Source organism: Paenarthrobacter sp. UW852 (assembly GCF_024608385.1).
In the GTDB taxonomy this organism is placed as follows: domain Bacteria; phylum Actinomycetota; class Actinomycetes; order Actinomycetales; family Micrococcaceae; genus Arthrobacter.
In genome coordinates, this window is record NZ_JAMSGY010000001.1 from 1 (window position 1) to 25,597 (window position 25,597).

26 protein-coding genes, 2 tRNA genes and 1 other RNA gene are annotated in these 25,597 nt (G+C 61.9%); 19 read left to right on the forward strand and 10 right to left on the reverse strand.

Annotation, left to right across the window (positions count from 1 at the left end):
• The first annotated feature begins 558 nt into the window (after window positions 1-558).
• The 8 genes from NEK97_RS00005 to NEK97_RS00040 all read left to right on the forward strand — a co-directional run bounded on the left by NEK97_RS00005 (window position 559) and on the right by NEK97_RS00040 (window position 7,694).
• Window positions 559-978, forward strand: a complete 420-nt coding sequence (locus NEK97_RS00005) for a DUF3052 domain-containing protein (protein ID WP_211712171.1) — start codon at window positions 559-561, stop codon at window positions 976-978.
• Entirely contained in the window at window positions 975-1,478 is a 504-nt protein-coding gene (locus tag NEK97_RS00010; RefSeq protein WP_374111490.1) for a peroxiredoxin, read from the forward strand. Before NEK97_RS00005 ends, NEK97_RS00010 begins: the two co-directional genes overlap by 4 nt.
• Entirely contained in the window at window positions 1,475-2,431 is a 957-nt protein-coding gene (locus NEK97_RS00015) for an NAD-dependent protein deacetylase (RefSeq protein WP_257367890.1), read from the forward strand. Before NEK97_RS00010 ends, NEK97_RS00015 begins: the two co-directional genes overlap by 4 nt.
• Before the next feature lie 77 nt (window positions 2,432-2,508).
• Window positions 2,509-2,584: transfer RNA gene (locus NEK97_RS00020), tRNA-Val, on the forward strand.
• A 114-nt stretch (window positions 2,585-2,698) separates the two neighbouring features.
• Window positions 2,699-2,986, forward strand: a complete 288-nt coding sequence (locus NEK97_RS00025; RefSeq protein WP_257367891.1) for a hypothetical protein — start codon at window positions 2,699-2,701, stop codon at window positions 2,984-2,986.
• A gap of 224 nt (window positions 2,987-3,210) precedes the next feature.
• Window positions 3,211-4,005, forward strand: a complete 795-nt coding sequence (locus NEK97_RS00030; RefSeq protein WP_235522081.1) for an IclR family transcriptional regulator — start codon at window positions 3,211-3,213, stop codon at window positions 4,003-4,005.
• Window positions 4,006-4,134: 129 nt separating this feature from the next.
• Window positions 4,135-5,493 (forward strand): MFS transporter, encoded by a 1,359-nt coding sequence (locus NEK97_RS00035; RefSeq protein WP_374111491.1) that lies wholly within the window; start codon window positions 4,135-4,137, stop codon window positions 5,491-5,493.
• A gap of 146 nt (window positions 5,494-5,639) precedes the next feature.
• Complete coding sequence (locus NEK97_RS00040) at window positions 5,640-7,694, forward strand: acyltransferase family protein (RefSeq protein ID WP_257367893.1); 2,055 nt, start codon at window positions 5,640-5,642, stop codon at window positions 7,692-7,694.
• Between the two features lie 10 nt (window positions 7,695-7,704).
• On the opposite strand, the gene NEK97_RS00045 is transcribed toward NEK97_RS00040, so the two are convergent.
• A complete protein-coding gene (locus NEK97_RS00045; RefSeq protein WP_257367894.1) occupies window positions 7,705-8,772 on the reverse strand; it encodes a D-2-hydroxyacid dehydrogenase in 1,068 nt (355 codons plus the stop codon).
• Between the two features lie 68 nt (window positions 8,773-8,840).
• On the opposite strand from NEK97_RS00045, the gene NEK97_RS00050 reads away from it, so the two are divergent.
• From NEK97_RS00050 to NEK97_RS00060, 3 genes are read left to right on the forward strand one after another with little or no spacing between them, the layout of a single operon-like run.
• Window positions 8,841-9,752, forward strand: a complete 912-nt coding sequence (locus NEK97_RS00050; RefSeq protein ID WP_257367895.1) for an NAD(P)-dependent oxidoreductase — start codon at window positions 8,841-8,843, stop codon at window positions 9,750-9,752.
• A gap of 35 nt (window positions 9,753-9,787) precedes the next feature.
• On the forward strand, window positions 9,788-10,558 hold the full coding sequence (locus tag NEK97_RS00055) for an SDR family oxidoreductase (protein WP_257367896.1): 771 nt from the start codon (window positions 9,788-9,790) through the stop codon (window positions 10,556-10,558).
• Complete coding sequence (locus NEK97_RS00060; RefSeq protein ID WP_257367897.1) at window positions 10,558-11,607, forward strand: L-idonate 5-dehydrogenase; 1,050 nt, start codon at window positions 10,558-10,560, stop codon at window positions 11,605-11,607. The genes NEK97_RS00055 and NEK97_RS00060 overlap by 1 nt, the downstream gene beginning before the upstream one ends.
• On the opposite strand, the gene NEK97_RS00065 is transcribed toward NEK97_RS00060, so the two are convergent.
• Complete coding sequence (locus NEK97_RS00065) at window positions 11,608-12,336, reverse strand: FadR/GntR family transcriptional regulator (protein WP_257367898.1); 729 nt, start codon at window positions 12,334-12,336, stop codon at window positions 11,608-11,610.
• A gap of 238 nt (window positions 12,337-12,574) precedes the next feature.
• Between NEK97_RS00065 and gndA the strand changes: the two genes are divergently transcribed.
• Both gndA and NEK97_RS00075 read left to right on the forward strand, forming a co-directional pair.
• Entirely contained in the window at window positions 12,575-14,011 is a 1,437-nt protein-coding gene (gene gndA, locus NEK97_RS00070) for an NADP-dependent phosphogluconate dehydrogenase (protein ID WP_257367899.1), read from the forward strand.
• A 102-nt stretch (window positions 14,012-14,113) separates the two neighbouring features.
• The gene (locus tag NEK97_RS00075) at window positions 14,114-14,956 is read left to right on the forward strand and encodes an oxidoreductase (RefSeq protein WP_257367900.1); all 843 of its coding nucleotides are present in this window, start codon (window positions 14,114-14,116) and stop codon (window positions 14,954-14,956) included.
• Here the strand turns inward: NEK97_RS00075 and epsC are convergent.
• From epsC to msrA, 3 genes are all read right to left on the reverse strand, one after another.
• The gene (gene epsC, locus NEK97_RS00080; protein ID WP_235522091.1) at window positions 14,953-15,537 is read right to left on the reverse strand and encodes a serine O-acetyltransferase EpsC; all 585 of its coding nucleotides are present in this window, start codon (window positions 15,535-15,537) and stop codon (window positions 14,953-14,955) included. The two genes, NEK97_RS00075 and epsC, sit on opposite strands and share 4 nt — an antisense overlap.
• Before the next feature lie 41 nt (window positions 15,538-15,578).
• On the reverse strand, window positions 15,579-16,514 hold the full coding sequence (gene cysK / locus NEK97_RS00085; RefSeq protein ID WP_235522092.1) for a cysteine synthase A: 936 nt from the start codon (window positions 16,512-16,514) through the stop codon (window positions 15,579-15,581).
• Between the two features lie 66 nt (window positions 16,515-16,580).
• Window positions 16,581-17,105 carry a peptide-methionine (S)-S-oxide reductase MsrA gene (msrA, locus tag NEK97_RS00090; protein ID WP_257367901.1) on the reverse strand — a complete coding sequence of 175 codons (525 nt, stop codon included), beginning with the start codon at window positions 17,103-17,105 and terminating at the stop codon, window positions 16,581-16,583.
• Window positions 17,106-17,219: 114 nt separating this feature from the next.
• Here msrA and NEK97_RS00095 point away from each other — a divergent pair, with 114 nt between their 5' ends.
• Both NEK97_RS00095 and NEK97_RS00100 read left to right on the forward strand, forming a co-directional pair.
• Window positions 17,220-18,131, forward strand: a complete 912-nt coding sequence (locus tag NEK97_RS00095) for a Nif3-like dinuclear metal center hexameric protein (RefSeq protein WP_257367902.1) — start codon at window positions 17,220-17,222, stop codon at window positions 18,129-18,131.
• 89 nt (window positions 18,132-18,220) lie between these two features.
• Window positions 18,221-18,958 (forward strand): zinc ribbon domain-containing protein, encoded by a 738-nt coding sequence (locus NEK97_RS00100; RefSeq protein WP_235522095.1) that lies wholly within the window; start codon window positions 18,221-18,223, stop codon window positions 18,956-18,958.
• A gap of 12 nt (window positions 18,959-18,970) precedes the next feature.
• Here NEK97_RS00100 and NEK97_RS00105 read toward each other — a convergent pair whose 3' ends face one another.
• Complete coding sequence (locus tag NEK97_RS00105) at window positions 18,971-19,750, reverse strand: YaaA family protein (RefSeq protein WP_257367903.1); 780 nt, start codon at window positions 19,748-19,750, stop codon at window positions 18,971-18,973.
• Window positions 19,751-19,807: 57 nt separating this feature from the next.
• Between NEK97_RS00105 and rnpB the strand changes: the two genes are divergently transcribed.
• From rnpB to NEK97_RS00125, 4 genes are all read left to right on the forward strand, one after another.
• An RNA gene (gene rnpB / locus NEK97_RS00110) (RNase P RNA component class A) lies at window positions 19,808-20,198 on the forward strand.
• A 263-nt stretch (window positions 20,199-20,461) separates the two neighbouring features.
• On the forward strand, window positions 20,462-21,949 hold the full coding sequence (locus NEK97_RS00115) for a glyceraldehyde-3-phosphate dehydrogenase (RefSeq protein WP_257367904.1): 1,488 nt from the start codon (window positions 20,462-20,464) through the stop codon (window positions 21,947-21,949).
• Window positions 21,950-22,022: 73 nt separating this feature from the next.
• Window positions 22,023-22,232 (forward strand): hypothetical protein, encoded by a 210-nt coding sequence (locus tag NEK97_RS00120; protein WP_235522097.1) that lies wholly within the window; start codon window positions 22,023-22,025, stop codon window positions 22,230-22,232.
• 119 nt (window positions 22,233-22,351) lie between these two features.
• Entirely contained in the window at window positions 22,352-23,152 is an 801-nt protein-coding gene (locus NEK97_RS00125) for an HNH endonuclease family protein (protein WP_257367905.1), read from the forward strand.
• On the opposite strand, the gene NEK97_RS00130 is transcribed toward NEK97_RS00125, so the two are convergent.
• The 4 genes from NEK97_RS00130 to orn form a co-directional block, all read right to left on the reverse strand.
• On the reverse strand, window positions 23,137-23,967 hold the full coding sequence (locus NEK97_RS00130; RefSeq protein WP_257367906.1) for an acyltransferase domain-containing protein: 831 nt from the start codon (window positions 23,965-23,967) through the stop codon (window positions 23,137-23,139). The genes NEK97_RS00125 and NEK97_RS00130 overlap by 16 nt on opposite strands.
• 4 nt (window positions 23,968-23,971) lie before the next feature.
• Window positions 23,972-24,544 carry a peptide deformylase gene (gene def / locus NEK97_RS00135; protein ID WP_257367907.1) on the reverse strand — a complete coding sequence of 191 codons (573 nt, stop codon included), beginning with the start codon at window positions 24,542-24,544 and terminating at the stop codon, window positions 23,972-23,974.
• A gap of 126 nt (window positions 24,545-24,670) precedes the next feature.
• Window positions 24,671-24,746, reverse strand: a tRNA-His gene (locus NEK97_RS00140).
• Window positions 24,747-24,878: 132 nt separating this feature from the next.
• Window positions 24,879-25,514, reverse strand: a complete 636-nt coding sequence (gene orn / locus NEK97_RS00145; RefSeq protein WP_257367908.1) for an oligoribonuclease — start codon at window positions 25,512-25,514, stop codon at window positions 24,879-24,881.
• Window positions 25,515-25,597: the final 83 nt, after the last annotated feature.

Genomic DNA, 25,597 nt, shown 5'->3' on the forward strand with positions numbered 1-25,597 from the left:
ACGCATAATGAACTGCGCACGCTCAGTACCCTGCTCGGCGATCAACGCATCAAGGGACTCAATCCACTCAGCAGTCTCTTCCGGATCACGATCAGGCAGCTGGGCAGTCAACCCGCTGAGGATGTGTGAGGTCTCTTCTCCTACAGACACGTCCAACCTTCCTTTAGGCGCATTCATCGGCGCCTCAGGTCTGGCAGGGTAACTGCCCGTCGTGAACGCGTCGTGTGCGACATTTCGGTTTCAACAGCCCGGTCCGATGCGCCGGGCAGGTCTTGTGAGCGCTTGGCTGCCCAGTAGAATTCTTTGGGGCGATCGCCCTGCAGCCATAGCGCTCATGGCCACTCTAGCTTTCACTGTGCCGGGATGCGTAGCCGCGGGCCCCGGGGGGCGTTGTATGTCACACTCATAATCCCTCCGTGACCGATACCACGTACGTATCGGGGCCCCAAAACGCCCCCGGTAGTGCGGAATGTGGCCCCGGGCAGGGACAATGGCTTGAAGCACGCGCCCAAAGGGTGTTGGCTGTTAGTAATGGAAGTCACTTCAAAAGGAGGAAACGTGAGCGAGGCCGACGCCGCCACATCGGTAAATGTGGCGGAACGAATGGGTTTCAAAGATGGGGATCTGATTCAGGAGCGCGGCTACGACGACGACGTCGACTTCGACTTGCGTGATGACATCGAAGATGTCACTGGATCCGAGCTGTTGGATGAAGACGATCATGACGTAGTGGATGCTGTCGTCTTCTGGTGGCGCGATGGCGACGGTGATCTTGTTGATGCCCTGATGGATTCGCTCACCACACTGAAGGAAGGCGGAGTTGTCTGGGTCCTGACCCCCAAATCAGGTCGCGACGGCTACGTTTCCCCGGCAGACATCCAGGACGCAGCGCCCACGTCCGGTTTGCACCTCACCACCTCCGCCGGTGTTTCAAAGGACTGGAGTGCCACGCGCCTGGTGCCGAAGAAGAACAAGTGACCGAGGTCCCCTTGGCGCCGGCGCTGATGACGGTACCGGCCGTTGGCGATTCTGCGCCGGAATTCGAGCTGGTCAACCAATACGGGGAGCCGGTTCGATTGTCCGACTATCGCGGACGGAACGTCGTTGTAGTGTTTTTCCCTTTCGCTTTCTCGGGTATCTGCACGGGAGAGTTGTGTGAGATCCGCGACAACATCGCTGCCTTCGAGGACGCGAACGCCGCAGTCTTGGCCATCTCGGTGGACAGTAAGTTTGCCCAGCGGGCGTACGCCCAGAGCGAGGGTTTCGGATTCGATCTCCTCGCCGATTTCTGGCCTCACGGTGCGGTCGCCCAGGCATACGGTGTGTTCGACGCCGCCAGTGGGATGGCCCTGAGGGGAACTTTTATTATCGACGCCGGCGGCACCGTCCGTTACGCGGTTGTTAATCCAAGGGGCCAAGCCCGGGACTTCGCCGAATACCGCCGGGCCCTGGCGGATCTGGTCGGGCACTCGTCATGAGCCGGGTCAGGCCGGGGGTGGGCATGACTGGCTTCGCCAGCATGGACCCGGAGCCGGCCGTGCACTTGCAGCCAGCCGAGTTGGAGGCTGTGTCAGAGGCGCGGTCTTTCCTGGAGGGCAAGCCGTTGGCTGTCCTCACCGGCGCGGGCCTGAGCACGGATTCGGGTATTCCTGATTACAGGGGGCCAGGCTCGGCGCCCCGGAACCCGATGACCTACCAGGAGTTCATCGGCAGTGCGTCCAACCGACGCCGCTATTGGGCCCGCAACCACATCGGGTGGTCCCATCTACGGCATGCCGATCCCAATGCCGGGCATGCCGCCATCGCGTTGATGGAACGGCGGGGACTTTTGACGGGTCTCATCACCCAGAACGTGGACAGGCTTCATGAGGACGCCGGAAGCGTTAACGTGGTGGACCTGCACGGGCGCTTTGACCAGGTCATCTGTCTCGAAAACGGACACATCTTCAGTCGGAAGCTGATCGCGGCCATCCTCGAAGAGATCAATCCTGGGTTCCTGGAGGCTGCACTGGATTCCGGGGTGGTGGAAATGGCTCCGGATGCCGACGCGACAGTGGAAGATCCCGACCTGATTACTTCGTTCGTAGTGGCGGTGTGTCCCATCTGCGGCGGGATGCTTAAGCCCAATTTCGTCTATTTTGGGGAAAACGTTCCCAAGGATCGCGTGGCACGCGCTTATGGGATGGTGGATAACGCGGAGGCCCTCCTGGTTGCGGGGTCCTCGTTGACGGTGCAGAGCGGACTTCGCTTTGTGCGTCACGCCGCCAAGGCCGGCAAGCCCGTGGTCATCATTAACCGGGGTGCCACCCGTGGCGACCCCCTCGCTACGGTGAAACTCGACCTCGGAGTGAGCGGTGCTTTGGATTATTTGGCGCGAACGCTGCCCGACATTTCAGGTGCTGCCGGGTCGATTGGTGTTTCCGGCACATAATCATGTAGAGTCATTGTTCGTTGGTTGAAGCGCTGAGGAACTGAAAAGGTCCGCAGGAAGCGCTGAAACCGTCATTTGGGTCTTTAGCTCAGCTGGTAGAGCGCCACGTTTACACCGTGGATGTCATCGGTTCGATCCCGGTAGGACCCACCAAGTAACCCCGCCACGGAGTGCCAACAGGTACGACGAGGCGGGGTTTTTTGTTGCCTTAACAAGGCCCGGATTGCGGTGCCTGAATTGTCAGTGGTGATCCCTAATGTTTCGGACATGGAATCCGTTGACATCCGCACCACAGTCCAAGGCGCTCCCGTGGCGGTCCAGCGTGGCGGCCAGGAGTGGGACGTGGTGGCTGAGCCTGTCCGCTGGTTCGAGAGGGTGCCGTGGTGGGAACAGTCAAGGCGAATGCCCCGGGGTCACGGCCGGGTGGATATCGAAATCTGGCAGGTCCAGGTGGCTCCGGGCAGAGGGCAGCATTCCGGCGCCGTGACGTGGGAACTTGTCCGGAAGGGTGATGGCGCCTGGTACCTCCGGGGCGAGGAAGCCTTGGCTGCCTGAAACCGCGGGTTAAATGGATGAGCTCTCCACCACGACTATTGGGGGATGCCGCGGTGGAGAGCTCGAGAATGAATATACAGCGAACTTTTGGGTTTGAAAAGTGAGTCGATCGGCGGCTCAACTCAGGTATCCGCGGGGAGGGGCACCCCTCAGGCAGGTGAGACACTATGATGAGTAGTGTTCAGCTGAATGAACAGCCGGTACCTCGATGACGAAGGAGAATCGTGGCAGATTCCCGCTCTACCCGCTCGGAGGGGCTGGGCGCGTCGTCGCCGGCTCCTGCCGTCACCCGCGCAGCCGCCGTGCTTGAGGCGCTTGCCGGCTCCCCGTCCGGGCGACTGACCTTGAGTGACCTCTCGCGGGAACTTGGTATCCCCAAGTCCTCTACCTCGAATCTGCTTCTGGCCCTGGAGGAATCTCGCCTCATTACCCGGCAGGGAGCCGACTTTGCGCTGGGCCGAAAGCTTGTGGAGCTGGGTGCGGCGTACTTGAGCCGCTTGGACGAGGTGCAGGAGTTCTATAAGTATTGTGAACAGGCCCCCACACTTTCAGGTGAGACCGTCAGAATTGCCATGCTCGACGGCGACCACGTTATTTACCTTGCACGCTACGAAGGCCATCCCGCCGTCCGGCTGACATCGAACATCGGTGACAAGATGCCGGTGTCTCTGTGCAGCGTTGGCAAAGCCTTGCTGGCCCAGTTGCACGACCACGATATTGAGGCGATGTTCCCCGACGGCATGTCGCTGCCTGTCATGACCCCGAACTCGCTGCGTACGGCCGAGGAGTTGAAGGCGCAGATTTCGACTATTCGCACTCAGGGGTTCGCCTTCGAGGACGAGGAATCCACCGTAGGAGTGGTCTGCCTGGCGGTTCCCGTGCCCACCCATGGAGCCCACGGCCCCAGCTTGGGCCTCTCAGTCACTGCACTGAAGGCGACATATTCGGAGGAGCAGGGTGCCCTGATGGTCAAGGAACTCAAGGAATTGGCCAGGTCCCTGGGAAATCCCATGGGGTAGGACTTATAAATCTGATTTTAGTCTTGGCAAGCTGTTCATCTAGCTGTACGCTGTTCAACATAGTGATCTTGGCGGTGATGCCATCACTATCTCGCTGGGCCAACGGGGGCCCGGGGTGATTTTGAGGGAGTGCTTGTGACAACTCGTACTAAGACAAAGTTCGCGGCGGAAGCCGACGAAGCCGTCGTCGAACCGGAGCAGCTTCGGCGTGCGACGCTGGCCAGCTCTGTAGGTTCCGCTCTGGAGTACTACGATTTCTACATTTACGGTTTGGCTTCGGCGCTAATTTTCGGGCCGCTGTTTTTCGCGCCACTCGGTCCGGATGGCGCACTGATCGCTTCGTTCGCTACCTATGGTGTTGGCTTCGCGGCGCGGCCGTTTGGTGGTCTGATTTTCGGCTACATCGGTGACCGGTTCGGCCGGAAGATGGTCCTTATCCTGACCATCGCCTTGATGGGAACGGCGAGCTTCGCCATCGGCCTCCTGCCTACATTCGATCAGGCAGGGATGCTGGGCGCAGTTCTCCTCGTCACACTCCGCATCGTCCAAGGACTCGGGGCCGGCGCCGAGCAGGCCGGCGCCACGACGCTGATATCCGAAGTGGCACCGCGCCGCCGTCGTGGTTTCTTCGCTTCCTTGCCGTTCGTCGGAATCCAGCTCGGCACCCTCCTGGGCGCTGGAACGTTCGCCCTCATCGCCATGGCGGACAAGTCTGTCCTGCAGGGCTGGCTGTGGCGCGTGCCGTTCCTGGCCAGCTTCATCCTGATTGTCATCGCGATCTTCATTCGGCTCAAACTCAAGGAAACGCCGGCTTTCCAGGAGCTGGAAAAGCACAAAAACGTGGTCAAGAACCCGATCGGTGCTTTGTGGAAGCACTCCAGGAAGAACGTGCTGATCGGCATCGGCCTGCGGATGGGCGAAAACGGAAACTCGTCCATTTACTCGGCGCTTCTGGTTTCGTTCATGAGCATGCCCGCAGGGGTCTTTGCCGGAAACAATTCCATTGGCCCGGTCGGCCTGCTGATTGCGGCTGGGTTCGCGGCAGTCCTCGTTGTGACCTTCGGGGCCCTTTCGGACAAGTATGGCCGTGTGCCGGTCTACCGCTACGGTGCGCTGTTCCAGGCCATCATCGCCGTGCCGGCCTTCTACCTGGTGACGTTGGGCAACGTCACGCTGGTCTGGGTGGTCATGGCTGTGGGCATCGCCATCGGCGTCCAGTCGATGCTCGGCCCGCAGTGCCCGCTCCTGCCGGAACTTTTTGGCTCGCAGTACCGCTTTACGGGCGTGGCGATGAGCCGGGAGATCTCCGCCGTACTGGCGGGCGGACTGGCACCCCTGCTCGGTGCGCTGATGCTGGCAGCCACGAACCACTCGTGGCTGGTCCTGGCCATCTACTCGCTTGTCCTGGCATTGATCTCGTTCGTCACAACCTTCTTCACCCCGGAGACGGCAGGACGCGACCTCGTCAGCACCGAAGACGCGCGGTAGCTTCTGCCGTAAGCGCGTAAAAGCACTGCGGCGCGGTCCCTCCGAGAGGAGGGGCCTCGCCGCTGTCGTTTGTCTTGCCGTTCTCCTTGGGGTGGACATTGGCCGAGGGCAGTGCAGAATTGGTGCAGCGGAAGAGGAGCGTGTCCATGACGGCAACCAAGGACGTGACATCGCCGGAGAGCCCCGGACAGGTTCGGCGCGCTGCCGGGACAACTTTTCGTCCTGAGATCCAGGGTCTTCGCTCGCTTGCAGTACTCATGGTCGTCACTTACCACATCTGGTTTGGCCGGGTATCCGGCGGTGTGGATGTGTTCTTGCTGATTTCGGCGTTCCTGATGACCCTGCAATTCGTTGGGCGCTACGAGGATGCCCGTACCGTTTCACTGCTGCGGCACTGGCTTCACCTTTTCTGGCGGTTGTTGCCCGCGGTCGTGGTGGTCCTGCTCGGGACATTGGCGGCAACTTTCCTGGTCATTCCACGGACGCGGTGGACCGAGATCGTCAACCAGGCCTGGGCCTCGCTGTTCTACGTCCAGAACTGGCTGCTGCAACGGCAAGTGGTCAACTACTATGCGGCTGACCATAGCCTGGCCAGCCCCATGCAGCACTTTTGGTCGCTATCCATCCAAGGGCAGGTCTTCATTCTTTGGCCTGCGATTTTTGTGCTGACCGCATTGGTCTGTCGCCGGTTTGGATGGTCGTACCGTGCCGTGCTGCTGGGAGTCTTTGGACTGGTTTTTACAGCCTCGCTCGCTTATTCGATTTACTTCACCGCGGCACATCAGGAACTGGCCTACTTCGACACTTTTGCCCGCTTGTGGGAGTTCGCTTTGGGCACCCTTGTTGCATTGCTCCTTCCCTTCCTGCATCCACGCAAGGGAATGAGAGCCGTACTTGGCTGGGTTGGTGTTGCTGCAATGCTGAGCTGCGGCGCCATCTTGCAGGTCCGCACAGCATTTCCCGGCTATGTTGCCCTATGGCCCACGCTGGCTGCGGTAGCAGTGATTGTGGCCGGACAATCGGGAAGCCGGGTTGGCGTGGACCGGATCCTGTCCTCGAGGCTGCTGGTTGGGCTGGGGTCCACCTCATATGCCCTCTACCTATGGCACTGGCCGCTCCTCGTCATCACTCTGGTGTGGATTGGTGAAGACCATGCGGACTGGTTGACGGGCTCGTTGATTGTGATGGCCTCGCTGCTCCTGGCCTACGTCACCACGCGTTGGGTGGAGCGGCCGCTGCGTGCGTGGCGATGGCCAGAGGCCAAGCGGCGCCGCCTGGCTGTGGCCGTAGCAGTGTGCCTGGCCGTTGGGGCGTCGCCCATGGCAATTTTCGGCTACCAGCGGCAGGTGGAAAAAGACATCCTGGCTTCGCAGGGGACCGAGGACAACCCGGGTGCCAGGGCGTTGCTGCCGGGCTATGTCAACACCGGCAACGCGAATGCGCGGCCGCTGCCTACGCCTGAGCAGTTACCGGACGATTGGGGAAGGCTCGACGGTCCCTGCGTCGGCGAGTTGCGTCCTGCCGATGCCGCGCTTGCTGCGGAATGCCAGCAAAACGATGTGGAAAGCGGAGCTAAGAAGACGATTGTTGTCGTAGGCCAGTCGCATTCCCTGCAGTGGCTGGGTGCGATTGGTCCCTTGGCCAAGGAACAACAGTGGCGAGTCCAGGCCATCACTTTGGGCGCCTGCCCCTTCATGACCCAGACGGAGGAGGTCGGAGCTGAGTGCAACCGGTTCAATGCACAGGTTCGGCAGCACATACGCCAGCACCATCCGGATGCGGTTTTCCTGGTGGGGACAGCGGCGGTTCCGGATTCACCCGACGAAGATTTGACGTGGGGACTGGACGATTTGGTGGGCGAGCTAACGGATCAGGGGGTGGAGGTCATTGCCATGCGGGACAACCCGCGGTTCTCCTTCAGTCCCAGTGAGTGTGCCATCGCCTCGGGAGTGGACGGTCCCGGCTGCAGTCCCGCGCTGTCCTCGGTCCTGGCGGAGAGCAACCCGCTGGAGCGGCTGGAGGGGACCTTCACCGGTTTGTCGATTTTGGATATGACCGACCTCATTTGTGACGGTGCCCGTTGTCCGGGGATCATCGGCAACGTCTACGTTTACCTGGACGACAACCACCTCTCGGCCAGTTACACAAGAAGCATGACCGAAATGCTGTCCGAGAGATGGTTGGCCGCCACAGGCTGGTAGGTGGTCCGGTTTAGTAGAAGTGGACGGGATCCACCAGATGGGGGAGTTCGCCGCCATCCAGGAAGGTGCGCAGGTTGCTGCAGAAACGCTCGGCGATGAGGCGGTTTTCAGCCTCGCTCAGGGCCGAGGTGTGCGGGGACACGAGGACCTGGGGGTGGTTCCACAAGGGGCTGTCCTGCGGGAGAGGTTCGACGGCGAAGACGTCAAGGCACGCGTAAGAGACCTGACCGTTCCCGAGTGCCTCGTGCAACGCTTCCTCATCGACGACGGTTCCGCGGCCGACGTTGACGAATACGGCCCCGGGCTTCATGGCCGAGAAGATTTCGCGGTTGAACAGCTTCTCCGTGTAGGGGGTCCCGGGCAGGGTGTTCACCACTGCGTCAGCGCCGGAAACCAGGGAGGCCAGGTCGTCGTTGGTGGTCACCTTGTCGATGCCTTCGATGGCTTCGACGTTGCGCTTGGTACCGCTGACCTTCATGCCGAGGGCGCGGGCTATACGGGCAGTTTCCATGCCGATTTCACCCAGTCCTGTGATGACCAGGGTGGAACCGTTAACGAGTTTGGTGGGTGTCCGCAGCTCAGGCCAGATCCTGGCAGCCTGGTCGCGGCCCATTTCGGCGCTGCGTTTGAAGCCGTTAAGGATGCCGAAGGCCGAGAACTCTGCCAGTGGCAGGGCATGGACCCCGGCCGAGGTGGTCACCTTGAACTTGCGCAGCGCTTCAGTGTCCAGGCCCGAGGCCTTGACGGCGCCGCCCGCTCCGGCGGCCATGGCATGGATCCACTGCAGGTGCGGATTGCTTTGGGCCACCTTGGCGAGTCCGGCGGGGCTTTCGTTGGGGAAGCCGTAGAGGACCTGTGCCTTGTTCAACATGGCCCAGTAGCGTTCTTCCTGCTCGACGGTCCGTTTGAAGTCGGGATCGCCGGCATGGTCCGCGGGGAAGCGCTCGGGCGGCAGCAACTCAGGATCGTAGAGAACCGTTACGGAGGGATCAACAGCGCGGATCAGCTCTACGTGCTCTGCTTCGAGCGGCACAGCGATGGCGATGGTAAGTTCATCAGTCGTCATAGTGTTCATCATACTGAATGACGGCTAGGATATTGAACAGAATTCCCGAGATGACCACAACGAAGTGAGGTACTACTGGCATGGACGGTAAACGTGTGGGCTTTGTCGGTTTGGGGCTCATGGGAGCACCCATGGCCGCCAACATCGCCAAAGCCGGGTGGGCAGTCACCGGCTGGAACCGCTCCGGCAAGGCCTTCGGGGACCTCCGTGGCGTCGAGCGCGCCGCCGAAGTGGCCCACCTTCGCGATGAGGATGCCATTATCTTCATGCTCCCGGACCTGCCGTTTATCGAGGAAGCCGCACAGGCCTTGCTTCAGTCCTGGCGGGGCGCGCCGCCAAAGCCGGGCACCGCCGTCGTCATCATGAGCAGCGTCTCGCCGACCGCAGTGCAGCAGTTCGGCCAAACGGTCCACGAAGCGAGTGGCGGCAACGCATCAGTGGTGGATGCCCCGGTCAGTGGCGGAACCAAAGGTGCGGAGGACGGCACCCTGGCCATCATGGTTGGTGCCGACGAATTCCAGTTCGAGGCACTCAAGCCGCTCCTCGAGACCATGGGAACAACCGTGCGGCGCATGGGGCCGCTTGGGTCCGGATCGCTGGCCAAGGCGTGCAACCAACTCATCGTCGGAACCACGACGGCGGCACTCGCCGAGGCAGCCGAGCTCGCCGAACGCTCCGGCATGGACGTGGAGGCGCTCTTTGACGTCCTTTCGGGCGGGCTCGCCGGAAGCCGGGTGTTGGACAACGTTGGTCCGCGACTTGCTGCCAAAGACTATGCACCGACGGGACCCGCCAAATTCATGCACAAAGACCTCGGGTTCGTCCTGGAGAGTGCTGGAGCTGCCGGCTCCGCCGTGCCACTGGCCACAGCCGCCGTCGAGCTGTACGCCGAACTGAGGCGCCAGGGACTCGGAGACCAGGACCTTGCCGTCGTCCGGCAAACCATCGCCAATTTGAGCCCGACCCCAACCGCGACGTCGCGCAGCAACTGAGCCGACGCAACCGAAGAAGGAATGAAGAACAAACCATGACTGGACTTTTCGATCTGACCGGGCGGGTTGCCTTGGTTACTGGTTCAAGCCGGGGGATAGGTAACGCCCTGGCCAGGGGCCTTGCCGACGCTGGAGCCACGGTGGTGCTCAACGGCATCAGCGCTGAAAGACTCGACGCCGCGCAGGAGGCAATGGCCACCGACTACCCGGCGGGCAGGGTCCACAGCCGGGCCTTCGACGTCACCGACGCGGAGGCCGCCGCTGAAGGCGTAGCGTGGATTGAGCAGAACGTCGGCCCGCTCGACATCCTCGTGAACAACGCCGGGATCCAACACCGGGTTCCCATGCTCGATCTCGACGTCAAGGACTGGGACCGCGTGATCACCACGGACCTGACCAGCGCCTTCCTGGTGGGCCGTGAAGCCGCCAGGCATATGATCCCCAGGGGCCACGGCAAAATCATCAACATCTGCTCAGTCCAAACAGACCTCGCCCGACCAACGATCGCACCCTATGTCGCCGCCAAGGGTGGCCTGCGGAACCTGACCCGGGCCATGACAGCTGAGTGGGCGGCGTCCGGGCTGCAGATCAATGGGATCGCCCCTGGTTACATCCACACCGAGATGACGCAGAACCTGGTGGACGACACCGACTTCAACTCCTGGATCCTTGGCCGGACACCTGCCAACAGGTGGGGGACCGTCGCGGACCTCGCCGGCCCAACGGTGTGGTTGGCCTCGCAGGCATCCAACTTCGTCAACGGCCAGACCATCTTCGTCGATGGCGGAATGACGGTGGTGGTCTGATGGGCATCACACTTCCCACAACTGCTCCGGCGGTGGTCGCCCATGGCAAGGACGACCTCCGCATCCAAGACATTCCGCTGACCGAGCCCACGCCGGACCAGGCGATCGTCGAAATCGCCTACGGCGGCATCTGCGGCTCCGACCTGCACTACTGGCTGCACGGCGCTGCGGGGGAATCCATCCTCAAGGAGCCCATGGTCCTCGGCCACGAAATCGTTGGCACCGTGGTCCAGCAGGCGGCGGATGGCAGCGGCCCGGGCGTGGGAACGCCCGTGGCAGTCCACCCAGCAACGCCCGCCCCCGGCGACGCCAGATACCCCGAGGACCGGCCAAACCTGTCCCCGGGATGCACGTACCTGGGCAGCGCTGCCCGCTACCCGCACACCGATGGTGCCTTCAGCCGATATGCAAACCTGCCATCGAGGATGCTTCGCCCACTGCCGGAAAACCTGGACCTCCGGACCGCTGCCCTGGTGGAACCGGCCAGTGTCGCCTGGCACGCTGTGGCCCGGGCGGGGGAAGTCCGCGGAAAAACGGCGCTCGTCATCGGAAGTGGCCCTATCGGTGCGCTTGCGGTCGCGGTCCTGAAGCGCGCCGGCGCTGCCCGGATTGTCGCCGTCGATATGCATGACAAGCCGCTGGAGATCGCACGGGCGGTCGGTGCGGACGCCGTACTCAAAGGCGACGAAGCGGAAGCCATCGCGGCCGTGGACGCCGACATCGTCATTGAATCCTCCGGCAGCCATTACGGGCTGGCCTCTGCCATCAAGGGAGCCACCCGTGGCGGCAAGGTAGTGATGGTGGGACTGCTCCCGTCAGGGCCTCAGCCGGTGTACATCTCACTGGCCATCACCCGGGAACTCGAACTGCTGGGTTCATTCCGTTTCAATGACGAAATCGAGGACGTCATCGTTGCGCTCGCCGACGGTTCGCTTCAGGTGGATCCTGTGGTGACGCACGAATTCGACCTCGCCCACGGGCTCGAAGCCTTTGACGTGGCGAAGAACCCTGCTGAGTCCGGAAAGGTGCTGCTGAACTTCCGGGAGTAGCTAGTTTTTGGCAACAGGCACAAATACGCGGGGTTGGTCATCCCAGCTGGGGGCCAACTCCGCGATGGTTTGCCGCATGATCCGGGCGGCGGCGTCCCGCGCAACAGGACCGTCGCCGGTCTCGATGGCATGCGCAACATCCATGTGCCACTGCAGGGCCTGCTTTTGGGGGTGCTCCGGCATCAGTCCGTGCACCGTCCTGCCGGTCAGCGTCTCGGTGACCTGGCCGATCAGGTTCGCAAACATCTCATTGCCTGAGCCCGACAGGACCAGGGCATGGAAACGGATGTCGAGGTCAAGAAACGTGGCCATGTCGCCGGCATCGCCGGCTTCCTTCATGGCGTGCGAGATACCCACCAGCTCCTTGCGGAGCGCATCGGGGGCGTTACCGGCCGCCAGTTCAGCGGCCACGGGCTCGACGGCGGAACGCAGCTCCGCCAGCGAACGCAACTGGGCTCCGCGTCCTTCGCCAGCCAATCGCCAGCGAATGACCAGGGGATCGAAGGGGTTCCAGCGGTTGGCCGGAAGGACTCTGATCCCCACCCGCTTGATGGTCTCCACCAGTCCCAACGACTGAAGGACCCGAACCGCTTCGCGGACAACCGAACGTGAAACCTTGAGCTCGTCTTCCAAATGCTCCGCCAACATGACATGGCCAGTAGGAAGGGCGCCGCCGACAATGCGGGTCCCCAGATGCTCGACGGCGCGGTGGTGGAGGCTGGTTGACATAGAGGTAAGCATAATGGCGCGGGGAGCCATGGCGCGCAGGAATGGCAACGCAGTCCCCGTGGGAGGGCAGTACGGACAGGAGGCATCATAGACTGTTTATGACGTGGCGCCGTTCCACTTGGTGGGCGCCGCTTTCCTGCCCCGGATTTAAATACGTATGGTTTATTACAGCCCCTGGTTTTGATTTTCTTCCTGCGTGTCCGCAGGACTGTTTGAACACGAACGAATTGGAGTTTTGATGTCAGCACACATCGGTGTCACCGGCCTCGCGGTGATGGGTGCCAACCTTGCCCGCAACCTTGCCCGCAACGGCTTCACCGTGGCGCTCCACAACCGCTCCGTGGAGAAGACCGACGCCCTGCTGGAGAAGCACGGCACGGAAGGCGACTTCATTCGCACCGAATCGCTGCAGGAACTCGTCGACTCCCTCGAAAAGCCCCGCCGCGTCCTGATCATGGTCAAGGCAGGCGCACCTGTCGACAACGTCATCGAGCAGCTGGAACCGCTGCTCGAGGCCGGGGACATCATCATCGATGCCGGCAACTCGCACTATGAGGACACCCGTCGCCGCGAAGCTGCCCTTGCCAAGAAGGACCTTCACTTCGTCGGCGTCGGTGTTTCCGGTGGCGAAGAGGGCGCCTTGAACGGCCCTTCCATCATGCCCGGTGGATCCAGGGAGTCCTACGACGCCCTCGGCCCGCTGCTGGAAAAGATTTCCGCCAAGGTCGACGGCGAACCCTGCTGCGCTTGGATCGGCACCGACGGTGCGGGCCACTTCGTCAAGATGGTCCACAACGGCATCGAGTACGCCGACATGCAGGTCATCGGCGAAGCCTTCGACCTCCTTCGCTCGGGTGCCGGCATTGAGCCGGCGGAGCAGGCAAAGATCTTCACCGAATGGAACAAGGGCGATCTGTCCTCCTTCCTGATCGAGATCTCCGCTGAGGTCCTGGGCCACGTTGATGCCAAGACCGGCAAGCCGTTCGTGGACGTCGTCGTTGATGCCGCAGGCCAGAAGGGCACCGGACGCTGGACCGTTATCTCCGCCCTCGAGCTCGGCTCGCCGGTGTCCGGCATTGCAGAGTCCGTGTTCGCTCGTGCGTTGTCCTCGCAGGCCGAGCAGCGCAGGCTCGGCCAGGAACTGCTGGCCGGCGAAGAAGCCACCGTGGAGATCCCCGAAACGTTCGTCGAGGACGTTCGCCAGGCGCTCTACGCCTCCAAGCTGGTCTCCTACGCCCAGGGCCTGGACATGCTGACCTCCGCTGCCAAGGAATACGGCTGGGATCTCAAACTGGACGAGATCGCTTCGCTGTGGCGCGCGGGCTGCATCATCCGTGCAGAACTGCTCAAGGACATCACCAAGGCATACGCTGCCGAGGAGAAGCCCGCCAACCTGCTCTTCGCACCGGCCTTCACCAAGGCCATCGCGGAGGCTTTGCCGGCCTGGCGCCGCGTCGTAGCCACCGCCGTGCAGCTGGGCATTCCCGTGCCGGTGTTCTCCTCCTCGCTGGCCTACTACGACGGACTGCGCCGCAAGCGCGTCGCCGCTGCCCTGATCCAGGGCCAGCGCGACCTCTTCGGTGCACACACCTACGGTCGCGTCGACACCGAAGGTACCTTCCACACCCTGTGGGGCGAAGACAAGTCCGAGATCTCGGCTGTCGACACCCACTAGCAGCATCGCGCTGAAGGCCGGTTCCCTCCCACTAGGCTGGGAGGAGCCGGCCTTTGCCGTGCCGGGTGCCGGTGCGCTGGCCGCCAGCAAAGGACTAAAGCCATGACAGCGCGGATCGCACTCGTTACAGGGGCCTCCACGGGCATCGGTTTTGAAACCGCCATCGCCTTGAAAGCCGCCGGTTTTACCGTCTACGCGGGTGCTCGCCGCCTTGAAAAGATGGAGCCGCTCACGGTGCACGGAATCATGGTCCTGTCCTTGGACGTGACCTCTGAGGAGTCCATGGCATCCGCGGTGGCATCGGTGGAAAAGGCCCATGGAAGGGTCGATGTCCTGGTGAACAACGCCGGCTACGGTTCCTATGGATCCCTTGAAGAGGTTCCCCTCGACGAAGGCCGACGCCAGTTCGAGGTCAACGTCATGGGGCTGGCCCGCATGACGCAGCTGGTGATTCCCGGTATGCGCAGGGCGCACTCCGGCAGGATCATCAACGTCTCGTCCATCGGTGGAAAAATCTACGAGCCCCTGGGAGCCTGGTATCACGGCACCAAATTCGCGGTGGAAGGCATGAGCGATTCATTGCGTTTGGAACTAAGGCCGCACGGCATCGACGTGGTCATCATCGAACCGTCCGGAACAGACTCCGAGTGGGGAACCATTGCGGGGACTGGGTTACTCGCCCGCTCCGGGGAAGGACCCTATGAAGATCACGCCCACATCGTCGCTGCGGCGTTGGCTTCCACGTCGGGGCAGGGCCATGTCCTCTCAACTCCAGCCCGGGTAGTTGCCGACACGATAGTTCGCGCCGCCAAGGCAAAACGCCCCAGGACCCGCTACCCGGTGGGCAGGGGGGCCTGGAGCGTCCTGGCGATGCGCAGAATTCTTCCGGACCGGATCTTCGACGCCGTTTTCCTGAATTTCTACAAGAGATTGGCTGGAGGCTAGATCCGGTACTCGATGTAGTACTCGGCGGGATCCACGGCAGGTTTGGTTTCGGACCGTGCATCCCGGTGCCGCCACGTGGCCGGAATCCCGGTAATGATGGATTCCGGGGGCGCGTCCTTGACCACTACGGCGTTGGCACCCACAGCACTGTCCGCGCCGATGGTGATGGGACCCAGGACCTTGGCGCCGGCGCCAATGGTGACCCGGTCGCCGATGGTGGGGTGCCGCTTGACCTTGGCCAAGGAGCGTCCGCCGAGCGTGACGCCGTGATAGATCATCACGTCCTCGCCGATTTCGGCCGTCTCCCCAATGACCACTCCCATGCCGTGGTCGATGAAGAACCTCCGGCCGATGGTAGCGCCGGGATGGATTTCAATGCCCGTCAGGAATCTGGCCAGCTGCGAAATCAGGCGGGCCGGAAAGCGGAGCGCGGGGTTTTGCCACAGCCGGTGCGTCACCCGGTGTGCCCAGATGGCGTGGAGTCCGGAGTAGGCGAAAAAGTTCTCGAAAGAGCCTCGCGCCGCCGGGTCATGCGACCGGGCGGCGTCGAGGTCTTCCTTAAGCCTTGCGAAGAAGCTCACAAAGACCTTTCTACAGGAAATGAAGGCGTACGGGCCGAGTTCTAGCCGCGGATGTCGTCGAACAGGACAGTGGAGATGTAGCGCTCTCCAAAGTCGCAGACGACGGCGACAATGAGCTTGCCGGCGTTCTCGGGGCGCTTGGCCAACTCAAGGGCACCCCATACGATGGCGCCTGAGGAGATGCCGCCCAGGATGCCTTCACGGGCACCGAGATCGCGGGCTACGCGGACCGAATCTTCCAGCGTGGCGTCAAGGACCTCGTCGTAGACGTTGGTGTCGAGGATCTCCGGCACGAAGTTGGCACCGATGCCCTGGATCTTGTGGGGACCGGGTGCGCCGCCGTTGAGGATCGCAGAGTCTTTGGGCTCAACAGCAACGATCTGCACACCAGGCTTGCGCTCCTTGAGAACCTGCCCGACGCCGGTGATGGTGCCGCCGGTGCCGACGCCGGCAACGAAGATGTCGACTTCGCCGTCGGTGTCTTCCCAGACTTCCTCGGCCGTGGTGGCGCGGTGGATGGCAGGGTTGGCCTCGTTGGCGAACTGCTGTGCCCAGATGGAGTTTTCAGTGTTGGCCACGATCTCCTGGGCCTTTTCCACTGCTCCGCGCATGCCTTCGGAACCCGGGGTCAGAACGATCTCGGCACCGTAGGCGCGGAGCATGACGCGGCGCTCAGTGGACATGGTCTCGGGCATGGTCAGGATGACCTTGTAGCCGCGTGCAGCGCCGACCAGTGCCAGGGCGATGCCGGTGTTGCCGGACGTGCCTTCCACGATGGTTCCGCCGGGCTTCAAGGCGCCGGACTTCTCAGCGGCATCAATGATGGCTACGCCGATGCGGTCCTTGACGCTGTTGGCAGGGTTGTAGAACTCAAGCTTGACCGCAACGGTGGCGTCCAGGCCTTCGGTGAGCCGGTTCAAACGGACCAGCGGTGTGCGACCGACCAGCTGCGTGACGTCGTCGTAGATCCTTGCCATGAAGATTATGCCTATCTCTGAGGAGGGAATGCTGAGGTCAGCCTAACGAGCCGGATCGAAACCCTGCTAAGCAGTAAGCCACGCAGAGTAATATTTCCGCGCCTTCGCCAGCTTCGGGTTAATAATCACCTGGCAGTAGCCCTGGTAGGGGAACTTGGCGTAGTAATTCTGGTGCACTTCTTCGGCTTCATAAAAGTCGGGGAGTCGACTTACTTCGGTCACAATCGGGTCGGACCAGAGGGCCTGGGCGCGCTCGATTGCTTCTTCGAACAGCACCTTCTCTTCGGTGGTGGCGTAGAACATCGACGAACGGTACTGGGTGCCGACGTCGTAACCCTGCCGGTTCAGGGTGGTGGGGTCGTGCAGGGCGAAGAACATGTCCAGGATGACTTCCTCCGGAACAACTGTTTCGTCGAAGGTCACGGCCACCACCTCCGCGTGGCCGGTGGTTCCGGAACAGACTTCGTAGTAGTCGGGATTGCGGACATGACCGCCGGTGTAGCCGGAAACAACCGAGCTGACGCCGCGGGTTTTTTGGTAAACGGCATCCAGGCACCAGAAGCAGCCACCGCCAAGTACGAAAGTTTTCATGTTCTCTTCAATGGATCGGAGGGCGTGATGATTCCCGCAACACCTTACGGGACAATAACGGCGACGCCGGGTGGCGGGACTGCCCGATTCGGTCCGGTAGGTAAGAATAAGAGTATGGAAGCAGTAGACACTGACATTTCTGATGCGGATTCCGGCGAAGATGACGGAGCAGTTGAGGCCACGGGGGAACCCACGCTCGGTCAGGTGTTACTGGCCGTGGAGGAGCTCTGGCCGGAGTCGCTGGCGGAGGAGTGGGACGAAGTCGGCCTGGTAGCGGGGCGCCCCAATGTTCCGGTAAGCAAGGTCCTCTTTGCCGTGGATCCCACCTTGGAAGTCATCGATGAAGCCATCGAATGGGGTGCCGAACTGCTGATTACGCACCACCCCTTACTGCTCAAAGGCGTGAATTCCGTAGCGGCCACGTCAGCCAAGGGCCTGGCTATCCATCGCCTCATCGAGGCCGGGACGGGACTGCTGACTGTTCATACCAACGGTGACTCAGCCGTTGGAGGGGTGTCCGACGTTCTGGCAGACGCCTTCGGCCTGGAGAACGTCACGCCCCTGACTCCGGCCAGCAATGGACTGCCCGAAGAGGGGATCGGCAGGGTGGGTGATCTTCCTGACCTGGAAACCCTCGGTGATTTTGCAGCCCGTGTCTTTGAAATGCTCCCCGCAGTGGCCGGTGGCGTGAGGGTTGCCGGCGATAAGGACGGCCTGGTGCGCAGGGTGGCGGTATGCGGCGGCGCAGGCGATAGTTTGCTTCCCGCTGTCCGCGCCAGCCACGCAGATGTGTACGTGACTGCGGACATGCGCCACCATCCGGCCTCCGAGGCCCGTGAGGGCGCCACGAACGGTCGTCCCTACTTGATAGACGTTTCACATTTCGCCAGCGAATGGCTGTGGCTCCCTGCTGCGGCCGAGGCCTTGGGGAACGTGCTCGCAGACCAGGGTTTCGACGTCGAGATCCGTGTCAGCAGCACCAATAGCGATCCCTGGGACTTCATACTGACTCCCGGCGGGGACTAGAGTCTAGAAAGATATGGGCAGCCCCGACAGATAGGGGGTGTCATGCCGCTCCTGATCTCCGGGACCGGCAGTGACAAGCGGAGGTAAGCGTGGCGAAAGCAGCACCGGCAGAACAATACAAATTGCTTGAACTGCAGGGGCTCGATGCCAAGCTCAAGTCGTTGGCCGGCCGTCGCCGCGTCCTGGAGACGGATCCACGCATCACCGACCTCACCGACGCCCTGAACGTGGCCAACGGTGAACTGGGAGCGGCCAAGGTCGCCGTGCACGATGCCGAGGCGGAATTGCGTCGGGCCGAGGCTGATGTTGAACAGGTGGCTACGCGCATCGAACGCGACGAAGCCAGGCTCAACAGCGGTACGGGCCTGTCCAAGGACCTGGTGGCGCTTCAGAGCGACATTGCCTCGCTGAACAAGCGCCGCTCCGACCTTGAGGACGTCGAGCTGGAGATCCTTGAGCGCTTGGACACCCTTCGCGAACGCCAGACCGCCCAGCAGGCGATCGTTGATGACATTCAAGGTTCCTTTGGCAGCATCCGCGCGGAGCTCGATGAGGCCATAGCCGAAATTGCCGCCGAAGAGACCGTCGTTCGTGGACAGCGGGCCGCTTTTGCAGAGTCCCTGGACGCCGGGCTCCTGGCAATCTACGAGAAGACCATTGCCAAGCGGGGAGTGGGCGCCGCTCGGTTGTTCCATGGCAAATCCGAAGGGTCCGGCATGATGCTCAGCCCGGGGGACCTCGCGGAAGTCAAGGCTGCTGCAGAGGACGACATTGTCTTCTGCCCGGACTCGGGAGTAATCCTGGTCCGTTCGGCAGAGTGGAACTAGGCCGGACCGACCCTAGTTGGGCCCAACCCGGCCAGCCAGGATGATGTTGAGTGCGTGCGGCTTGCGGGCCGTGCCCTCCACCAATTCCGTGATCCACATTTCGCTGGCTGCCTTGGCCAGTTGTGCCGGCGTGGCCGGCGCCTTGCCGCGCCGTGTCAGAAGGTGCCGGGCCAGTTCACCCCGGGTGTGTTTGGCGAAGTGGCTGACCACCGTCCGTTTGCCGTTTGCCTCACTGAAAACGTTGACGTTTACTGTCTGGGCGGCGGGGGGAGCCCAGGCAGCCGCGTAGGTGCTCGACCGGCAATCCACCACCAGTTCGCCTTCAGCCCGTTTGGCGAGGACGGCGTTAAGCTGCGGCTTCCAGTAGGAGGCGAGGCGTCCGACGTCGGGCAGTGCAGTTCCCATGGACAGCCGATAGGCGGGCACTTGGTCCCCAAAACCGATGGCGCCCCACAATGCGGAGATCACCAGGATGGATTCGGTGGCTTTTCGCCGTTGGGTTGCGGTCATGCTCTTATAGCCCAAGGCGTCGTAAAGGACGCCGGAATACACCTGGTGCGCCGGGGCAGCCGGTTCGGCATGAAGCCGGGTATTACGTTCGACGTCGTCGCGCAAGGAAGCGCCGACGCCCAGCAGCGCAAGGGCATCCTCATGCGCGCTCACCGTCCCCAATGACTCAAGAACCGTGGCGCGGTACTGGTTCAGCTCGGGAAAACTCAGCGACTCCCAATTGATCGCGGGACCTTTGGTGGCAGGGGTCTTGCCTTCGGAAGGCGGAAGCAGAATCAGCACCAGTCGATATTACGCCGGACTTTCCAAGCTCCCGACGCCGGTAGACTTGATGGCGGATGGGTCGACCAGGCGGTCGCGCGTCACGAAAGTGGCTCGAGGAACGTCCGGGCTCCGCAGGGCAGGGTGGTGGGTAACGCCCACTCGGGGTAACCCGCAGGCCAGTGCCACAGAGAACAGACCGCCTGCGCCCGGTGATGCTTGCATCATGGGGCAGCAGGTAAGGGTGAAACGGTGGTGTAAGAGACCACCAGCTCCCTGGGTGACCGGGGAGGCTAGGTAAACCCCACCCGGAGCAAGGCCAGACAGGACACGTTTGAGGGCTGCCCGCCCGAGTGTCCGGGTAGGCTGCTGGAGGGCGTCGGCAACGGCGTTCGTAGATGGATGGCCGCTACTCACTTTCCGGTAACGGAAGTGATGACAGAACCCGGCGTATCGGTCGACCCATCCATTTATGACCAGCGCAAACACTGCGTGTGAGTGATTTCACGCCTCCGAAAGTCCTGCGCCCGGTCCTTCCGCCCTAGAATAGGTACTGAACGTAGATGTTCTGCCGCCGGGACTGCGTTCGCAGCCGGCGGATTTTCTTTGCTCTCGTTCAAGGCGCTGTGGGTGGACCGAAGCCCGCCGGCGCATGTGCCGCAGGACTACTCCGGGCGGCCGCTGCCATCTGCATACGAGGACGTATGTGGTTGACCCAAGGAAGGTAGTTCTGTGAGCCAGACGTCAGATTCTTGTCTTGATAAGTGGATGGGCCGGGAGGCTCTCGCCGAGGCCATGATTCCGGTGATCGGCCGGTTGTACCGGGAAAACAACGTGGTCACCAGCATCCACGGCCGGAGCTTGATCAACAAGTCCACCATGAACATCCTGAAGGCCCACCGCTTCGCGCGCCGGATGAGCAACCACGAGCTCCTGCTCGAAGAAACCGCACCCCTGCTCAACGCTTTGTCCGAGTTGGAGCTGGGCGCTGCTGCGATCGACATTGCGCGTCTGACGGAGAAGTACCGGGCTGAAGGCAATGGCGCCTCCCTGGACGAGTACTTGCGTGCGGAACTTGCCGACGTCGTTGGCAAGCGCGGCGCTGATGACCGCACCAGCACCGACGTCGTCCTTTACGGCTTCGGCCGGATCGGCCGCCTGCTGGCGCGCCTTCTCATCGAAAAGGCCGGTGGGGGCCACGGTCTCCGACTCCGTGCGATCGTTGTTCGCAAGGGCGCTGAGAACGACCTCGTCAAGCGCGCAAGCCTGCTGCGCCGCGATTCCGTCCACGGATCCTTCGAGGGCACCATCCGCGTGGACGAGGAAGCCAACACCATCACGGCCAACGGCGTCCAGGTCCAGGTGATCTACTCGGACAACCCCGCCACGGTGGACTACACCGCGTACGGCATCAAGGATGCCCTGGTCGTGGACAACACCGGCCGCTGGCGCGACGCCGAAGGCCTCTCCCAGCACCTGCAGAGCAAGGGCGTCGCCCGCGTACTGCTCACGGCTCCGGGCAAGGGCGAGCTCAAGAACATCGTCCACGGCATCAACCACCGGGACATTAACGACGACGACAAAATTGTCACCGCCGCATCCTGCACCACCAACGCCATCACCCCGGTGCTGAAGGCCATCAACGACAAGTTCGGCATCATCCACGGCCACGTGGAAACCGTCCACTCGTTCACGAACGACCAGAACCTGATCGATAACTTCCATAAGGGCGATCGCCGCGGACGCTCTGCTGCGCTGAACATGGTCATCACCGAAACCGGTGCTGCCAAGGCTGTGGCCAAGGCGCTGCCCGAACTGCAGGGCAAGCTCACAGGTAACGCCATCCGCGTTCCCACCCCGGACGTTTCCATGGCCATCCTCAACCTGAACCTTGAGAACGGCACGACGCGCGACGAGGTCAACGACTTCCTCCGTGAGATGTCCCTGCACTCGGACCTTCGCAAGCAGATCGACTACATCGACTCGCCCGACGTCGTTTCCACGGACTTCGTCGGCTCCCGCCGCGCCGGCATTGTTGATGGCCTTGCCACCATCTCGAACGACAAGAACCTGGTTCTCTACGTCTGGTACGACAACGAATTCGGCTACTCATGCCAGGTTGTCCGCGTCATGGAGGAAATGGCCGGAGTCAACCCGCCGTCATTCCCCGCCAAGGACGTGATTGCTCCCATCGCGTTGCTGGAAACGGCTGACGCTTAAGCAACCAAAACTATTTAGGGGTTTCCCGGCTGTGTCACTGGCCACAGCCGGGAAACCTGATCAAAATGGGCTCATGGACAACGAATCAACCCTTGAGCACGAGACCACTCTCGAACACGCGCTGGACGTTGCGCGGGCCAACCATAAGCAGGCCCAAAAACTCCTCGATCAGGCAGTCGCGGCCAATGCCGCCGGTGACGTCCCGGATCAGCGCGTCGAACAGCTGCGCGCATTGCTCGAAGTAGCAACCGAAGACCTTCAGCGCGTGATGCGGGAGCAATAGAGCCCCTCATCAGCGTCGTCACGGTGTGACTTCTCCTCCACACTGTGGATATTGCTCTGGCTGTCGGGGCCTTGTCCTACGCTCGTAGGACATTGCCTGCCCCCACTGGACGGAGTCCCTTGAGCATCACCTGGTCAGCCTACAAACGCGCCCGGCGCAGGTCGCGTCACGCCTGGGTCATTCTGGGTTTCGCAGCAACAGCACTGGTGGCGGGCTTGGCCTGGTTCTTCACCACCGGCCAGTTTGGCGTCGCCGATCCCTGGGCAGCGGGCCCCAGCGAGGCGCCCGTCTTCGACGCGACATTCATGAAACCGGTCAAGGGCGCAGCTCCCGTTGTTGCCGAAAGTGCAAGCACGGCCTTGGAGCGGCTTCCTGTGAAAGGCAGGGCACCGAAGTCTGACTATGACAGGGCAGCTTTCGGCCAGGCTTGGGCGGACGTGGACCACAATGGATGCGACACCAGGAACGACATCCTGCACAGGGATCTTACGGACGTTGAATTCACGGCCGGCTCCTCCTGCAAGGTTGCCGGGGGAGTCTTCGAGGAACCCTACACGGGTGCCCACGCGACGTTCCGAAGGGGTCAGGACACCAGCGCGGCTGTCCAGATCGACCACGTCGTGGCCCTGGCCGATGCCTGGCAGAAAGGTGCCCAGGAACTCACAGCACAGCAGCGGCAAACGTTGGCCAACGATCCCCTGAACCTCATCGCAGCTGATGGTCCGGCGAACGTCAAGAAAGGAGCCGGCGACGCCGCGACCTGGCTACCGGCTAACAAGAACTTCCGGTGCCACTACATAGCGCGTCAAATTTCGGTGAAGACTGCCTACAGGCTCTGGGTCACTGCGGCCGAAAAGGACGCGATGAAGCGGGTACTCTCCGGATGCCCTGAGCAACCAACCATCTACAACGCCAGGTGACCATGCCCCAGTTGCCAGGTGCCGCCGTCGTCGATCCTTTCCAGCACGACGCGCTGGAGTGACGTTTCGCGGGGAAGCTTGTCCAGGTCCTGCAGGCCACGCTGGCGGAACGTAAAGTACACGGCGTCCGTGGGCGCATCCGTACAGCGGTCCAGCGTGAAACGCCGTGCGAAGGAGGCTATGTTGCTGTCCGGAAGCCGCTTTACCAGGTAGGGATCGAGCATCCACGACTCACATGTGGCGGTGTCGGCCGGTTTGTCCGGAAAATACCGGGGGAAGAAGCCCCGGGCCTCGGTGAAGCTGGCGTCAACCATGGCGGGGGACAGGCCCCCGGCTTCAGGAATGTGAACGCCAAGCTCCCACTCGGAACCATGCTGTTGTTCTTCTGCGACATCGGAATTCCTGACCAAGTGGAATTGCAGACGTCCCAAGCGGAACAGGTTTCCGGCCATGTGGAGCGTCAGCCAACTCCAGGTATCCAGCCCAAAGCGGCCGTGGACCCGCCGGTTAATGCGCAGTTGCAGCCCTACGTCGCCCAAAGATGCAGCCGACACCGCAGGACTGATCCCAAGACCCACGTGGTAGCTGTGAACCGTCGGGGCGAAACGAAGCAAGGCCTCGATCCAGTCCGTCTCGCTACTGTCGATTGCCTGGATGCTGTCCCGGGGAAAGGTTCCCAGACGCTCCTGCAGGGAGTTGATGGCCCGTAGGACGGCTGCGCTGGGTGGCGTCGCCAAAAGGGCGGCACATTCTGCGGCGTCGTCGTCGGAGATGTCCAGGAGCTCGAAGAGTTCTGTTGTGGAACTGGTGGCCATGGATTTAGTGTCCAAAAGGATCGGGGTCCACGCCGGGCATCCAGGTCAGGCCAGGAACACCCCAACCGTTTTTCTTGGCCTGCTTCATGGCCTTTTTGGAGTACCGGTCAATCAAGCGGTTCACGTACAGTTTTCCGTCGAGGTGGTCGAACTCGTGTTGCAGGATCCGGGCGAACCAGCCCGTAGCCTCGAAGTCTACCGGCTTGCCATCCCCGTCGAAGCCCTGGACGCGGGTCCATTCGGCACGCTGCAAGGGATAGTACTCGCCCGGGAAGGACAGGCAACCTTCGACGTGTTCGTCGGGGTCCGGTGCCGCGCCGGAGACTTTGGAGAGCGTCAGTACCGGATTGACCACGACGCCCTGTTCAGGCACGTCGTCGTCGTTGGCGTACTTGTAGACGAAGATGCGCTTGCCTACGCCGATCTGGGGCGCCGCCAGGCCGACTCCGTTAGCTGCGTCGTTCGTTTCGAACATGTCCGCTATCAATGCACGAAGTTCGTCGTCGAATACCTCGACTTCGCTTGCCCGGCGGTGCAGGACAGGTTCGCCCCAGATGGTGACTGGCAGGACGGTCATGTCAGATCTTCCTTCGTTGACGCTGTGATCCAAAGGCGGAGTCGGCCCTGGATCTGGTTAAAAGCAAAAGCCGCACCGGATAACCGGTACGGCCTTTGTGGAAACCGGCTCTTCAGCCAATCTCGGTGGGGTGAGCTACGGGGGTTGAACCCGCGACCTCCTGGACCACAACCAGGCGCTCTGCCAACTGAGCTAAGCCCACCATGTGCCTTTTTCGGCTAGCCCGTTTGACCGGCTTTCCTCGAAGGCAACGACAAATAGCTTACCTGCTGTTTTGGGGTGCAAAGTCCACTTTTGCCGGTTTTGGCGAAAAAACCTCTAAAAATGTTGCAGATCACACCGATTCGCTGGTTCCCAGTGTTTCGGCCGAAGCCATCACATCCTTGGAAATCCGCTGCGCGGTGGCAGTGTCCGGCCCGGGTGCGGCGACGAAAACGGCTTCGCGGTAGTAACGCAGTTCGTCGATGGAGTCCTTGATGTCACCCAAGGCGCGGTGGCCGCCGTGCTTTGCCGGCGACTGGAAGTACGCACGTGGGAACCATCGCCTGGAGAGTTCCTTGATGGTGCTGACATCAATTACCCGGTAGTGCAGGTGCTCCACGATGTTCGGCATGTCACGGGCCAGGAACATCCGATCGGTTCCCACCGAGTTGCCACCCAGCGGCGCCTTCCTGGGATCCGGTACCCACTTCTCGATGTATTCCAGGACCTCAGCTTCGGCTTCTGCCATGGTCTTACCGTGTGGGAGCTCCTCCAGGAGCTTGGAGCGGGTGTGCATGTCCCGTACGAAGTCGTTCATTTGTTCGAGTGCGGCATCGTCGGGCTTGATTACGACGTCCACGCCGTCCCCGAGGATATTCAGCTCCGAATCGGTTACCAAGGCAGCAACCTCGATCAGGGCGTCGTTCTTCAGGTCCAAGCCGGTCATTTCGCAGTCGATCCAGACGATGCGTTCATTAGTAATAGGCACGCGCCAAGCCTATCCCTCAGTCGCATCCAAGTGCTCCGATGGTACGATTTTTGGGCGCGACAGTGTCGTTTCTTCCTGTCGTG

Excerpts from the sequence above, each read along its gene's own strand:
- NEK97_RS00060 (WP_257367897.1), top strand. The coding sequence starts at position 10,558 with ATGGGCATCACACTTCCCACAACTGCTCCGGCGGTGGTCGCCCATGGC.
- NEK97_RS00095 (WP_257367902.1), top strand. The coding sequence starts at position 17,220 with ATGGAAGCAGTAGACACTGACATTTCTGATGCGGATTCCGGCGAAGAT.
- NEK97_RS00055 (WP_257367896.1), top strand. The coding sequence starts at position 9,788 with ATGACTGGACTTTTCGATCTGACCGGGCGGGTTGCCTTGGTTACTGGT.
- def (WP_257367907.1), bottom strand. The coding sequence starts at position 24,544 with ATGACCGTCCTGCCAGTCACCATCTGGGGCGAACCTGTCCTGCACCGC.
- NEK97_RS00025 (WP_257367891.1), top strand. The coding sequence starts at position 2,699 with ATGGAATCCGTTGACATCCGCACCACAGTCCAAGGCGCTCCCGTGGCG.
- NEK97_RS00065 (WP_257367898.1), bottom strand. The coding sequence starts at position 12,336 with ATGTCAACCAGCCTCCACCACCGCGCCGTCGAGCATCTGGGGACCCGC.
- NEK97_RS00120 (WP_235522097.1), top strand. The coding sequence starts at position 22,023 with ATGGACAACGAATCAACCCTTGAGCACGAGACCACTCTCGAACACGCG.
- gndA (WP_257367899.1), top strand. The coding sequence starts at position 12,575 with ATGTCAGCACACATCGGTGTCACCGGCCTCGCGGTGATGGGTGCCAAC.
- msrA (WP_257367901.1), bottom strand. The coding sequence starts at position 17,105 with ATGAAAACTTTCGTACTTGGCGGTGGCTGCTTCTGGTGCCTGGATGCC.
- NEK97_RS00050 (WP_257367895.1), top strand. The coding sequence starts at position 8,841 with ATGGACGGTAAACGTGTGGGCTTTGTCGGTTTGGGGCTCATGGGAGCA.
- NEK97_RS00045 (WP_257367894.1), bottom strand. The coding sequence starts at position 8,772 with ATGATGAACACTATGACGACTGATGAACTTACCATCGCCATCGCTGTG.
- NEK97_RS00075 (WP_257367900.1), top strand. The coding sequence starts at position 14,114 with ATGACAGCGCGGATCGCACTCGTTACAGGGGCCTCCACGGGCATCGGT.
- NEK97_RS00015 (WP_257367890.1), top strand. The coding sequence starts at position 1,475 with ATGAGCCGGGTCAGGCCGGGGGTGGGCATGACTGGCTTCGCCAGCATG.
- NEK97_RS00130 (WP_257367906.1), bottom strand. The coding sequence starts at position 23,967 with ATGGCCACCAGTTCCACAACAGAACTCTTCGAGCTCCTGGACATCTCC.
- cysK (WP_235522092.1), bottom strand. The coding sequence starts at position 16,514 with ATGGCAAGGATCTACGACGACGTCACGCAGCTGGTCGGTCGCACACCG.
- NEK97_RS00040 (WP_257367893.1), top strand. The coding sequence starts at position 5,640 with ATGACGGCAACCAAGGACGTGACATCGCCGGAGAGCCCCGGACAGGTT.